14 protein-coding genes are annotated in these 12,934 nt (G+C 51.1%); 7 read left to right on the forward strand and 7 right to left on the reverse strand.

What is annotated here, in order from left to right:
* Positions 1-46: 46 nt before the first annotated feature.
* The 3 genes from EGT74_RS16485 to EGT74_RS16495 all read right to left on the reverse strand — a co-directional run bounded on the left by EGT74_RS16485 (position 47) and on the right by EGT74_RS16495 (position 2,344).
* A complete protein-coding gene (locus EGT74_RS16485) occupies positions 47-772 on the reverse strand; it encodes a DUF5131 family protein (protein WP_123847676.1) in 726 nt (241 codons plus the stop codon).
* A 3-nt stretch (positions 773-775) separates the two neighbouring features.
* Positions 776-1,960 (reverse strand): three-Cys-motif partner protein TcmP, encoded by a 1,185-nt coding sequence (gene tcmP / locus EGT74_RS16490; protein WP_123847677.1) that lies wholly within the window; start codon positions 1,958-1,960, stop codon positions 776-778.
* A 165-nt stretch (positions 1,961-2,125) separates the two neighbouring features.
* The gene (locus EGT74_RS16495; RefSeq protein ID WP_123847678.1) at positions 2,126-2,344 is read right to left on the reverse strand and encodes a helix-turn-helix domain-containing protein; all 219 of its coding nucleotides are present in this window, start codon (positions 2,342-2,344) and stop codon (positions 2,126-2,128) included.
* A gap of 94 nt (positions 2,345-2,438) precedes the next feature.
* On the opposite strand from EGT74_RS16495, the gene EGT74_RS16500 reads away from it, so the two are divergent.
* The 4 genes from EGT74_RS16500 to EGT74_RS16515 all read left to right on the forward strand — a co-directional run bounded on the left by EGT74_RS16500 (position 2,439) and on the right by EGT74_RS16515 (position 5,482).
* Complete coding sequence (locus EGT74_RS16500; protein ID WP_123847679.1) at positions 2,439-2,684, forward strand: hypothetical protein; 246 nt, start codon at positions 2,439-2,441, stop codon at positions 2,682-2,684.
* 202 nt (positions 2,685-2,886) lie between these two features.
* Complete coding sequence (locus tag EGT74_RS16505; RefSeq protein WP_123847680.1) at positions 2,887-3,669, forward strand: hypothetical protein; 783 nt, start codon at positions 2,887-2,889, stop codon at positions 3,667-3,669.
* 94 nt (positions 3,670-3,763) lie between these two features.
* Positions 3,764-4,768, forward strand: a complete 1,005-nt coding sequence (locus tag EGT74_RS16510) for a sensor histidine kinase (protein WP_123847681.1) — start codon at positions 3,764-3,766, stop codon at positions 4,766-4,768.
* 12 nt (positions 4,769-4,780) lie between these two features.
* On the forward strand, positions 4,781-5,482 hold the full coding sequence (locus EGT74_RS16515) for a LytR/AlgR family response regulator transcription factor (RefSeq protein WP_123847682.1): 702 nt from the start codon (positions 4,781-4,783) through the stop codon (positions 5,480-5,482).
* A gap of 272 nt (positions 5,483-5,754) precedes the next feature.
* Here EGT74_RS16515 and EGT74_RS16520 read toward each other — a convergent pair whose 3' ends face one another.
* A complete protein-coding gene (locus EGT74_RS16520; protein ID WP_123847683.1) occupies positions 5,755-5,961 on the reverse strand; it encodes a hypothetical protein in 207 nt (68 codons plus the stop codon).
* A 38-nt stretch (positions 5,962-5,999) separates the two neighbouring features.
* On the reverse strand, positions 6,000-6,725 hold the full coding sequence (locus EGT74_RS16525) for a hypothetical protein (RefSeq protein ID WP_123847684.1): 726 nt from the start codon (positions 6,723-6,725) through the stop codon (positions 6,000-6,002).
* A 225-nt stretch (positions 6,726-6,950) separates the two neighbouring features.
* Between EGT74_RS16525 and EGT74_RS16530 the strand changes: the two genes are divergently transcribed.
* The 3 genes from EGT74_RS16530 to EGT74_RS16540 all read left to right on the forward strand — a co-directional run bounded on the left by EGT74_RS16530 (position 6,951) and on the right by EGT74_RS16540 (position 8,986).
* On the forward strand, positions 6,951-7,178 hold the full coding sequence (locus EGT74_RS16530) for a hypothetical protein (RefSeq protein WP_123847685.1): 228 nt from the start codon (positions 6,951-6,953) through the stop codon (positions 7,176-7,178).
* A 160-nt stretch (positions 7,179-7,338) separates the two neighbouring features.
* Entirely contained in the window at positions 7,339-8,346 is a 1,008-nt protein-coding gene (locus EGT74_RS16535; protein WP_123847686.1) for an NAD(P)-dependent alcohol dehydrogenase, read from the forward strand.
* Between the two features lies 1 nt (position 8,347).
* The gene (locus EGT74_RS16540) at positions 8,348-8,986 is read left to right on the forward strand and encodes a class I SAM-dependent methyltransferase (protein WP_123847687.1); all 639 of its coding nucleotides are present in this window, start codon (positions 8,348-8,350) and stop codon (positions 8,984-8,986) included.
* Positions 8,987-9,164: 178 nt separating this feature from the next.
* Here EGT74_RS16540 and EGT74_RS16545 read toward each other — a convergent pair whose 3' ends face one another.
* Complete coding sequence (locus tag EGT74_RS16545; RefSeq protein ID WP_158618188.1) at positions 9,165-10,040, reverse strand: alpha/beta fold hydrolase; 876 nt, start codon at positions 10,038-10,040, stop codon at positions 9,165-9,167.
* Positions 10,041-10,189: 149 nt separating this feature from the next.
* Positions 10,190-12,655: a hypothetical protein gene (locus EGT74_RS16550; RefSeq protein ID WP_123847689.1), complete on the reverse strand. Its 2,466-nt coding sequence runs from the start codon at positions 12,653-12,655 to the stop codon at positions 10,190-10,192.
* Positions 12,656-12,934: the final 279 nt, after the last annotated feature.

The following is a 12,934-nucleotide window of genomic DNA, read 5'->3' on the forward strand; positions in this document are numbered from 1 at the left end:
GTGAATTTAGATGTTCAATGAGGTGAAAAGTTAGTAATACTAAAAATTAAAAATCCTCAACCAACTCAATACCCGGCATATCATCATATGTTCTCCCATTAAGTACTCTGCCAGATTTCTTCTTATTAACGCCACCCCATTGTTTGAAAAAGAATTTAACATCTGCCTTTTCACACTGAGCTTGTATGTCCAGGACCCATTCAACATCCATCGGTCTGGCCTTTCTCCCACTTTCTCCGCCGACAATCACCCAATCAATACCTTTCAAATTGATTTTTGGAATTGGACCAATTAAAGGCTCACAGGAAAGAAATTTAATTCTGGCTTTGGTCTTCCTAAGATCGTTTACCCGCTCAACAACCCTGCTATCTTCAACAGACACCCCCATCCATATATTATGCGACCATTTAAGTTCTTTGCTATATTTAAGAAGTATATCAGACCGCTTTGTCAGCACCTGGAAAACGTGTTGCGGGTTATCATTCATCACATGGAAAACTTTCTTTATAAATTCTAATGGTACATCTTTATGAAAAAGGTCACTCATTGAATTAACGAAAACTATCTTAGGACTCTTCCAGGAATACGGGATATTGATAGCGTCTTCATGGAGGCTCAGTTTAAATGCATCCTTATACTTATCAATCCCCATAGCTTGCAGTCTTTTGGCCATAACCTCCGCATAGCAATATTTACATCCCGCTGAAATCTTATCGCAACCCGTTGTAGGATTCCACGTCATTTCAGTCCATTCTATTCTTGAAGATGCCATATTTCATTTTTTTAAGATAAAATACACTTTAATGTCGTTTTTCTTATAATGTTCATTATCAATATAAAACGCTCCTTTCGTATCGAATTCGACACCATGACTATCCGTGGCGGTTATCATACCCTCCGATTTGAGTTCCTTCAACACAGCATTGATGTGCTTAGGCAAAAATTCATTTCTGAGAACAAACTCATACAAATCTACATTCGAAATCCTTTTTCCGGAAAACTTTAAATACTCAGTAGTCTGGGATTTCAAATATTCAATATTTCTTCTCCGGTCCATTTCTTCTTCATATGCTGCAAACAAGGACATATTGGTGGAAGGCTTCTTAAATCCCTTTCCACTGCGGGGATCAGCTTTCCAAATTACCTCCAGCATCTTTTCTAAGCCGTAGATATTCGATGAAATAAAGAACAAAGCATAATAATTCCCCTTCCCTCTTTCAATGTAGTATGAACAAGTATAGAAACTATCCCCCATTGAAAGGGCTCGCTTGATTTCGTTTATATAATCAAAAACATTATCAATTTTCTCTTTATGAATTTTATGATCAATTGGAAAAAAGTCAAAGATAAAATTCCTGAGATTTTCGTAGCATTTCCGCTCGTTGTCAGATAAAGCGATTTCAGAAAATCGATACATCTGCATAATCGGCAAAAACAAAAGAATTTCCGAGTAGTTTCGTTTTAATATCTCTGATATCTTTTGTTTGCTTATTTGCGAGTATCCGTAGGGATCAATAAAAACCAGGTTCCTATTGTTTTTATCAAAAGCATTAACCTCTTCTATTACAATGTCAAGCATTGCATCGGCGTCCTTATTGTAATACTCAATTACACAGTTTGATATTGTCTCTTTTTCGAGGACTGACTTTACGTTTTCAATCTTTTCTTTTATCCCGTCATTTATCGAAAGTTTGATCTGTTTCTTAGTCCATCCCCTCGATTCAAAAAGGGCGTTATTTTCCTTGATGCACTCGACAGCCAACAGAGGACTACCTTTGTTCCCATCCTTATAAAGCCCAATACCACAGAAGATGTCATAAATATTAACCTTACTAATCCACGAAGACAAGCCCAGGATCCTCAAATAGTTTTCCAAGTACGATTTATACAATTCCAGCTTGGCATGCGAATGGGGAAGTACGACGTCTTTTGCATCAACTAAATTCCTTTTTAAAGCCATACAAAAATACCAACTTTTTTAGCAAACAATGTATTTAATTATTCAGAAGAAATTGGAGATTGATTTGGTTGATAATCCAAAATCGAATAATTCAATAAAATTAGGGGAAACCATTTAATTTCTAAAAAATAAAAGACACACCTGTGCAGAACTGGTGAAATAATCTTAATAAACCAAATCCCCCACCTCCACCCCCAAACCCTCACCCAGCCTAACCAACGTCGTAATCAATATATTCTTCTTCCCAAGCTCTATTTTCGAAAGTACGGCATTATGAATCCCGGTAAGCTCTTCCAACTCCACAAGTGTCAAACCTTTCAGCTTCCGGATTCTTTTGAGGTTAGCGCCAAAACGTTTAAGGAATTCTTCGTTATCCAGGCTCATTGAAAAATAGTTTAAAAAAATCAGGCTGATGATCCTGATTTACTAATTATTTTAGTAAATTTATATTATTGAGTTAACCTTAAAAATGGCGATTATGAACAACCACCATTATGCTAAAACTAACCATTTTTCCAACAACTCCCCCATCCACGAATTCATCTCCGCGTTCCCCTCTCCCGAACAAGTCAACAAACTTTCCTGGGAGCTCCTCATCGCAGCCATGGGAAGCGAACACGCCGACATGTGGTCGAAAGAAGAACGCGCCAACATGATGCTCTTCGTGGAGCTTGCACAGCAGGCATTACATGAAATTTATGAGCCCGTGGAGGACTTTGTTTGAAACATGGGCAAACAAAGCCACCATAAAGGATTCCATGGGAGTTCCGTTACCCATGCGTCACCCCTTAGCCATCTTTTAGCCACCTATGCGTTACCTCCTATAGGGGTAACGTATCCGTATCGGAACCTTGGCGTATGTATGAAATTCCCCTAACTTCGCTCCTTGAAGACAAAAATTGTTAACTACCTAAAACCCATACACCATGGCAATTCTTACAGGCCCGCTGGCATTTACGGGTAAAATCGGCGACATTTCTGCTTATCAGATCAAAGGCACAAACAAGGTTGTGATACGCAAGAAGGGCGGAGTGAGCGGAAAGCGTATCAAAACCGCGCCGGAATACGAACGCACCCGGCAGAATAATTCGGAATTCAAAGGTTGCACCATGCTCACGGCGGCGATCCGTGATGCGGTGTATCCTGTCACGCACCTGGGCGACGGCGGGTTCACCGGTCACCTCAACGCCTTCGCCAAAAAACTCCAGCTGCTTTGCGACACCAATAACCGCGGCCAGCGGAACATCCACCTTTCCCGCCATCGCCACATGCTCGCGGGCTTCAACTTCAACGGCGAACACCTCTTCGACCAGGTAGTACGCAACCCCGTGACGATGGAACTGCAACGCGACACCTCCTCTGCACGCATCACCATTCCCCGGCTCACGCCCGGCCTCAACCTGCGCCTTCCCTGGGAGCAGCCGCACTACCGCTTCATCGTCAGCCTCGGCCTCGCGGGCGATGTTCAATACACCGGGCAGGCTTACAAACTTCTTTGTGAAAGTTGCGCCGAATACACGGAAACGCCCTGGGAACATGTCGACAATGACTCCCCGGAAACCGCCATAGACCTGCAATTGAACGAGCCCATCACTCCTACGGCTAACCTCCTGCTCTGCGTCGCCATCGAAATGGGCACACCCGACCGTTTCGGGAAAATCGTGGCCGTAAAAAAGACCGGCGCTGCCAAAATCGTGGCCGTGTTTTAAATCTTACGTCGCGTAAAACGGGTTTCACGCTCTGAAAACAGGGTTTCGCCCGACTTTTGCATTTTGAGAGTATCTCTCTCAATATCTTCACGTCATGAAACGATCCACCAACATATCGATTCATGTATGCGTATGGGCCCTGTTGTTCATCCCGGCGCTGCCAAAGCTCTACCGCTGGTACGAAGCCGGCAGATGGATCGACATATGGGACCACGTGTTCTTCTTCACCACGCTGGCCGCCACGTTTTACTATTGCTATATCCTGGCATGGCCGCGCTTCAACGTGCCGGGCAAACGCTGGCAGTGCCCCGTGCTGCTCTTCTTCACATTCACCGTGTACTGGGTGCTGCTGCTGGGCCTGCACCAGCTCACCTGGCTCTCCGGCCGGCCGCCGCTCATCCGCAACCTGGACGAGGCCATGGCCGCGGCGAATGACAGCCCGCTGCACGCGCTCGTGTTCAGCGGCATCATCTGGGGATTGGGCGAGGCGCGCCGCCGCTTCCGCGAGAACCGCCGCCTGCAGAAAGAAAACCAGCAGGTGGAAATGGATTTCCTTCGGATGCAGTTCAACCCGCACTTCCTGTTCAACATGCTGAACAACCTGCATTACAGCGCGGCGAAAGTATCGGAGCCGCTGGCGGAACACGTGGAAAGGATCGCCAACCTCATGAGCTATTCGATCATGGTGAGCCGCGACGGACTGGTGGAACTGGAAACGGAACTGGCGCACATCGGCAACTACGTGGAATTATTCAGGATGCGCTTTGAGCCGAAGTTTCATGTAAACGTGGAAGTGTCGGGCGAGATGGACAACATGCGCATCCCGCCCCTGCTGCTGCTCCCCTTCGTGGAAAACGCATTCAAGCACGGCGTGGTCAATAACCCGGAAAGCCCGGTATCGATCAGGGTTAACGTAACGGGCAACAAACTGGAATTTTCCGTCAGGAACGGCATCGGCCATCACTGCAAAGACACGACGAGAGGCATCGGGCTACCGGGCATCAGGAGACGCCTGCAACTGATCTACCCCGGCAGGCATTCGCTGCATATCAGCAGCGAACAGGACGTCTATCTCGCACAACTGCATATCAACCTCTAAAACGATACATATATGGCAACACCCCCCATCCGTTGCATCGTAGTAGACGATGAAGACAAAGCAGCCGAATACATCGCCGGCCTGGTCGGCAAAACGGCATTCCTCGAACTGGTTGGCGTCAGCACCGACCCGCTGGAAGCGCTCAGCTGGGTACAGCAGGGCAAGGCGGAACTGGCGTTCCTCGACCTCACCATGCCGGAGCTCCATGGCATCGACTTCATTAAAATGTCGGGCAGCAAGTGCCGTTTCATCGTCACTACCGGCTATGAGTCGTTTGCCTTGCAGGGCTTCGAGCTGGACGTGCTGGATTTTATCAAAAAACCGGTGAGTTATGAACGTTTCCTGAAAGCCGCCGGCAAGGCGCTGAACGTACTGCGCGCAACGGTACCGCCCCCTGAAACGGATTACATTTTCATAAAAGGGACGGGCAACCGGCAGCTGTTGCAGAAGGTCAGCCACGACGATATCCTGTATATCCAGGGAAACGGCCACCAGACACAGGTCATGCTCGCTAAAGACACGATCACGACTTCCACCACCCTCACCGAACTGGAAAATGCCCTGCCGGCCAGCCGGTTCATGCGGGTGCATAAATCCTACATCGTGTCGATCGCCAAAATTGAAGTGATACAGGGAAACATTATCATCCTCCACAAAACACATATTCCCGTGGGGCAACAGTACCAGGAAAAGTTCTTTAAAACCGTAGGGTAATCGGGTGATCTGTTTGTTGAGTCATGAACACCCAAACAAGCTACTCAAAATCATAGGTTAGTCCGGGACGAAGCTGTCACCAGTTTGTTGGGCAATAAACACCAAAACAAAGTTCTTTAAAACCACAGGATAATCTTGAACGGGTTTGTCTCCTGTTTGTTAGCCATAGCACCAAAACAAAGCCCCCTGCATTCGCAGGGGGCCTTTGTGGACCGGTCGGCAACCCGCCCGGCATGCAGTGGCTAGATAACACTGCCTCTGTTGTGTAACGGCTACTCGCGTTTCACCGCGGTCTGGCTGATGCCGGCCATGACGCTGCCTACCAGCAGGAGGATACCTCCCGCGTTGCCGACAGCCTCCGGCAACTGTTCGGGGATACTGATCACTGCGGCGCCGATGGCCGTCAGCACTACCCCGATCTTCCTGACTTTACGGAAGAAAGGCGGCGTGGGTGATACGATCCTGTTCAGAATTTCCATGATCTTAAATTTTAAAAGTGAATAATCGGTTACGATACTTACGGCCTTGCGGATACCGCCACCACCTCGATCACGTTGAGCGCCTTGTGCCGCACATCGTTCATGAAGGTGTTGATCTTCTCGCAGAACTCCAGCCCGAACGTCAGGAACAGCGGGTGCACGCTGGCCGGCGGCACATTGGCCACCAGGCTGATGGGTGCAACCGGGTTTTCACCGGGCCTCAGCGGGATGTACTCACTGTACGCGTAAGTACTGTTGAAGTCATCCTTCCCGAAGTCGATTTCCGCGGCGCAGATGACGAACCGCATGTAAGAGGCGGCCCGCGGCGGCACGATGTGCCTGATCGGAACGATCTCCGGGATGTCGAGCTTCAGCGTGCCCGACGCGCGGTCGATCGCCGGCGAGAGCTTCACGTGAATCGCGCTTTTCAGCCGCACACCGTCGTTGCAACAGAAACCCTTCAGCTGGCCTGTATCGCCCAATGCAACCGTACGGTCGCCACGGTTATGGACAGGATCGCCTTTGATGACTTCTGCGAATACGGCTTGAAGCCGGTTGTAAGCGCCCTTTGTAAGCGTTGGCGCCATCAGCATCCGGTTGGCATCGCAGAAAAGAATCGCTGCCTTGCCGGCCCGGCCGAACTCTTCGTTGTGCCTCCGCGTCCGTTCGAACGCCGGATCCGTGGCCAGCCTTTTGGCCGTGATGCCACTGCTTTGTTGTATGGAAATGCCGTTATGGCTTTCCACCACTTTGATCTTTTTCATGTTTTTAAGTTTTTGTTTGTAAAAAAATACGGGCAATACAAAACGCCTCGCCCTTCCGGCGTTCCATCTGATCAGACAGTAAGAGAAAGTGTAATTACGATACGAATGTAAGCGCGGAAAAATAGAGCCATGGCCGCATTGGGTCACCTGGACCGCATGGGGTCACATCAGCCGGAAATAGTCGACTTTACCGAAAATGGTCACTTTGACCGCAACTGACCACTTATGGAGAAGAATGAAAACAAAAAGAAAAAAGAGCTGAAAAGAATCGTCTTCTATACGGAAGACATGGCTGAGCTCACCGGTAAGAGCAAACGCGGTGCCAGGAAGGCACTGGAACCGGTACGTTTCGTGTACGGCAAAGGGCCGTATGATCTGTTATTGATCAGGGAAGTATGCGAGTACTTCGACTGGGATATCGAGGAAATCAAACAGAAACTAATGGACGGTTAGCCACCGTACCGCTGCTGTTGAGCGGATAACACAAACCATCGCTCCATCAGCAGGCTACAGTGGAACAAGCCCAGAGACGAAGACATCAAAAAGGTTTCCCAAAAAATAGTCGTACCTTTTTTACGACATCAAACATCCACAAAACCCATCCGGCTATTTTATGAAAATCAAAGCATACGGCATCCAGGAAAAAGGTGGAAAAGCGGAGCCCTTTTATTACGAAAGAAACGTGGGCGACAACGAGGTAAGCGTCAAAATTGTTTATTGCTCTATGGCCAGAGGCGACGTCCAGTTCATCAGCGACGATTGGGGCGATACGAAATTCCCGCTGGTGCCGGGGCATGAAATTGCAGGCATCATCGAAGAAACCGGCTCAAACGTCACCACCCTGAAAACCGGCGACCGCGTTGGCATCGGCTACCAGCTGGACGCCTGTTTCGAATGCGAGTTTTGCAAAGCGGGTAACGAACAGTTCTGTGCGCAGCAAAAAGTGATCGGTGTGCATTGTTATGGCGGTCTGGCCGATCATATCGTTGTCGATCACCGGTTTGCATTCAAACTCCCGCCGGCGCTTCACACGGCCGGATCCGTCCCTTTGCTCTCATCCGGCCTCACCGTGTATTCAGCCATTACAAGAGCGCAGCTGCCGCCCAATGCCGTGGTTGGTGTGATGGGCGTTGGCGGCCTGGGGCAACTGGCCATCCGGTTTATGCATAAAATGGGCCACCAGGTGTATGCGTTCTCCCATTCCCCGGATAAAAAAGAAATGATCAACCGGCTGGGCGCCGAATGCATACTCACCTCGAACGCCGGCAGCCTTGCAACGATGGATAAAAAATTCGATTTTATCCTCTCCACGTTAAATGTGCCGTACGACCTGAATGATTTCCTGAAAACCCTCAAACCGCAGGGAAAGTTCTGCGTGGTAGCTACGCCCCTGGAAAAGCAGCCGGTAAACCTGGGCCTGCTGTACGACTATGCGCAACGGACGATCTACGGGAATTACGTGGGCAGCCGCCAAAACATGACGGACATGCTGGATTTCGCGGCAAAGCACCATATTGAAAGCGCGGTGGAAGTGATGACATTCGGCGAAGTGAATGAAGCGATCGAAAAGGTCGGAACAGGAAAGATCAACATCCGGTTAATATTGGAAAACAAGGCATAAAATGAACGCACAGGAAAAAGTATTACAGTGTTACAACCTGGTGGCCGGCGACTACGCGGCCGACCGCTGGGACGAGCTCTCCAAAAAGCATTTCGACAGATTACTGTTGAAGGAATTCGCCTTTGCCAATAAAGACGAAGGCCCCTGCGCCGACTTTGGCTGCGGCCCCGGGCAAACGACCCGGTTCCTGTACGACCATGGCCTGAAAAACATCACCGGCATCGACCTCGCTCCCGCGATGATCGATACCGCCCGGAAGCTGTCCCCACAGATCGCCTTTGAAACCGGCGACCTGCTGGATATCGCCTATCCCCCGGGATACCTGGGCAGCGCCGTGGCATTCTATGCGATCGTGCATTTTAACACCAACCAGGTCAGGAAGTGTTTCGAAGAAATAAACAGGGTGTTGAAAACCGGCGGGGATTTTTTGTTCTCCTTTCACGTGGGCGACGAGATCGTTCATTTTGACAAGGCGCACGACAAAGAAATTGACGTTGACCTGTTCTTCTTTAAAACTGAGGACATCATAACACTACTGCATGAAACGGGCTTTACGATCATCGATGCCATAGAGCGGCGGCCGTACGAAGATGCGGAATACCCCAGCAGGCGGGCCTACATCTGGGCGGAGAAAAAATAAAGCGGCCGGCATCGGACGATCCGGAATACTTCACTAAAACGGTCGGCTCCATCGGCTCCGGAACGCTTCACTAAAACAGCCGGTACCATCCGCGCCTGAATATTTCAATTAACGCGGCCCGCATCATCCGCTCCGGGGGACATCAATGTGCGCAGCCCCCGCGAACGGGCACGGCGCTTTAACGGCCCGTATTTGCGCTTAGAAAATTCTCCATAAGGCTTAACACCTCGTCAAAATTCGTCTCCAGCGCCCAATGGCCGCCGTCAACGAGATGGGTTTCCACATCGGGCAAGTCCCGCTGATAACAATCCACTTCTTCTATCGCAAAAAACACGTCGTACCTGCCCCAGATCACCAGGGCCGGCGGTTGATGGGCACGGAAATACTCCTGGAAAACCGGGAACATTCTGACGTTGCTGGCATAGTCGCAATTCAGCTCCCACTGCATCTCGATATTGCCCGGCCTTTTCATCAGGTCCCAGTCGATCATCCATAATTCAGGGCTGACCGCGGGCAGCAATGCTTCCGGTAATCCCGAGGTGTATTGCGTCCTCACCCCTTCCTCACTCAAAAAGCCGGTCAGTTTCGCTTTCTTTTCAGGAGTGGGATGCGCCCAGTAATCTTTATAAGGGTCCCATTCCGGGCCCATCCCTTCATCGTATGTATTGCCGTTCTGGAAAATGAGCGTTGCTATCTTTTCGGGATGCCTGACGCATATCCGCAGGCCGATGGGGCATCCGTAGTCGTGCAGGAAAACCGAAAAGCGCCGCATGCCTATGGCATCGGTCAATTTATCGATGCACGCCGCGATGTTTTCAAAAGTATATGCAAAGCTGCTTTTGTCCGGGAAAGCGCTGAACCCGAACCCCGGAAAATCGGGAGCCACCAGGTAATACCTGTCGGCCAGCGCGGTCATCAGGTTTTTGAACATGATCGACGAGGTGGGAAACCCATGTAAAAGTAGCAACGCCGGATTCCTGGGGTCTCCGGCCTCCCGGTAGAAAATATCGATACCGTCGACTTTAACTGATTTGTTTAAAATCTGCCTGGTCATATAGTCAGGGTTTTCCGATCCAGGCGCAAGGATCATTCCATTCCGGCATGCCAATGGCCGGCAGGCATAAGATGAGGATCCCGTTCCACACTTTTACGGTATCAGCTGTAGCAAAGCGGGCGCCACATCAGTAGCGCCCGTGCGGAATGTTATTTTTGAATGAGCGTCGGCTGGCCGTTGGAGCGGATCTCCAGCTTCACGTCGGCCCCGTTTTCACCGGAGTATTTTCCGTCGAATACGATTTCATTGTCGCCGTTGGCCAGCACCGGCAGGGGCTTGTTCAGCTCCACCGTTTGCAGCAACTGCCATTGCCGGCTGTACAGCCGTACACTTTTGCCGTCGCATTTCAGGAACTGGTTCCTTTTCAGGCTCACGGGCAGCACCAGCGCATCCTGGCGGTTAACGGCAATGGATACCTGGTCGAAGGTCACGTCCGGATCGGACTCCTTGCCGGGCGCGAGTGTAATGATAAAGGAAAGCGGCTGTGCGGGCGCCGGGTTATTGAACCGGAAGGTGGAGAAAACCGGTTCGCCGGGTTGCTTCAGCTGCTGGGCATGCCGGAAGTAGGCATTGTACACCGGCGTCAGCTTATACGCCCTGTTGCCCGTCAGCTCCAGGTGAAACTCATGTTTAAGGCTCCGCATCTGTTCTTTCTGGGCTTCGCTGAATATGTTCTGCATGCGGGCCTGCTCCCAGGTGTTGATCAGGCCGAGCACTTCGTCTTTCAGGCCGTGCCTTTGCAGCGTCTGCAGGCTGGTGGCGAGGGCGAACCCGGCATCGTAGCCGGCGCCGAGGGCCAGCATCCATTCGATGTCTTCCGGCGTGGTTTCGGGTTTCAGGCTGAACCAGCCCAGCATGGAAGGCATCAGGTTGCGGCGGAAAAACTGCTGGTTCTTCAGGCGCAACTGCAGCTGGCTTTCCCGGAAGCCGGCGTACCAGGGCTCTCCCCAGTTCATCCGGGTATAGATATGCCAGAAGTAGTGACCGGGGTTGCTGGCGTCGTTGATCACCCTGCCTTTCAGTTCGGGGCTGAGATGATCGTACCAGTTTTTGACAAACAGCTGCCGGGCGTATTGTCCCATGCCGCTGGACAAACAGCCCTCCAGGCCATCGAACGAGATCTGCATCAGGCCGGTTTCATTGAAAAGGCGCGCAATGGTGGTGGACATTTCTTCCTGCAGCGCATAATTGGTCAGGAATACTTTATAAGGATGGTCCATCAGCTTGCCCACGGTATCGTGCTGGCGGTGCGCCGCGGCTTTGGTGCCGAACGCGCCGCGCTCGCAATCGAGCAGCTTCCAGGGAGCGGACGTGGATACGGTCCCGTAACGGATGATTTCATTGCCTACCACCACCGACTTCAGTGTATTGTTCTGGAACTGGTTGAAGAAAACGGGGTCTTCGATCGCCAGCTCCTTTGCATTGGCATCCACGGCCGCGCTGAGCCGCGAGTAGCCCACTTTCGCCAGCCGTGTGTCCGGCACCGGTGTTACATATGGATCATTGGTGGTGATAAAGTTGGATAACGTGTGTACGCCTAACCGTACACCCTTCGTTTTGGCTGTTTCAACGCACTGCTTCATGCTGGCCCAGTTCTGCGGGAATTCCCGGGGGCGCAGTTTGAACTGTCCCCAGTTCTCAAACGGATCGCCGTGGTACAGGTAACGGAGGCCGGCCTGTTTGGTGGCGGCTATCGCTTCGTCGAGGTTGGCGGTGCCGAAATCCATGATCAGGTACGATTCGGAAGCGTGCCGGGCCTGTTTTCCCCATTGGCCGTCGAGCATCGGATGCGGCAGGCCCTCCCGGAGCTCTATCTGCGAGATGGTGGGCAGCACGTCGGCGTTCGTTACGCCGAACAGCGCAATCTTGCTGCCGACAACGCCGCCGTCGTTGAACGCGGGGGCGAGATAAGCGGAATGCCCCCAGTTTTCGATCACCCGGTCCCTGCCCCGGTTACGGCAGAATGCCTGCAGCACGGCCCCGTAATCGGTCGGGCGCGCCACATCTCCCCGGAACAACTGTTTGTTCATATCGTCTTCCTTCACATCCACCTTGTTGCCGCCTTCAAACACATCGTACGACGGTTCGATATCGCTTTCAGCATTCGGGTATCCACCCAGTGTTTTGATGTTCAGCGCCTGGATGCCGATAGCGAAATCCTTGCTGCGCACCACGCCTACCACTTCGCCTACCGTATCGGCGAGCGTAACGGGATAGGGCCCCCACAGTACCAGGTCAACCTTGTCGGGCTGGGTCAGCTGCGTCAGTTCAAAGCTGATATAATGATCGTTGCGCTGCACTTTCACTTTGGCTTCCATGCCGGCCTCGGGATAAGTCAGCAGCAGTTCCGATTTCTTTGCGTTCCATGCGCAGCTGCGGGGAGCATGCAGCTGCCCGTCTTTTTTTATGCTCATCAGCGCCCCGGCTTTGTCTGCGAATACGAATTCCTTTTGCAGCGCAAGGCTTTTCATGCTGGTCAGCTTCCCGGAATTGTCGAGCTGGAGGCTCCATTGTTTCGTTTTGAAATTCACCTGCGCGGCAGCCGGTAACGCGGCAACGCCGGTTAAAACTGCCAGTAAGGGCAGCAGCTGCCTGATGAGACCATTCTTTTTCATGGAGATATTTTAGTGAGTATAGGCGTGCCTTCCCACGGCACAGCGTAAATTTCCACATCCCGCCCCCGGTATACTAATGCCTTCTTTGCATTTTTATCCGTTTTATTTGCAGGCTGCCGGCGGTGCCTCCGTTTGAAATTGGATGCCGGCGGGATGCCACGGCCTTCAACGGGATATTCGGGAGCCATGCAGGGACCGGTGACCTGACAATGTTCTATTTATCAACTTTTTACGCTAAATTAGTCCCTGCCGTGAACCGGCTGTTTTACTTTAAAGCGA

It is taken from the genome of Chitinophaga lutea, from assembly GCF_003813775.1.
GTDB classification, from domain to species: domain Bacteria; phylum Bacteroidota; class Bacteroidia; order Chitinophagales; family Chitinophagaceae; genus Chitinophaga; species Chitinophaga lutea.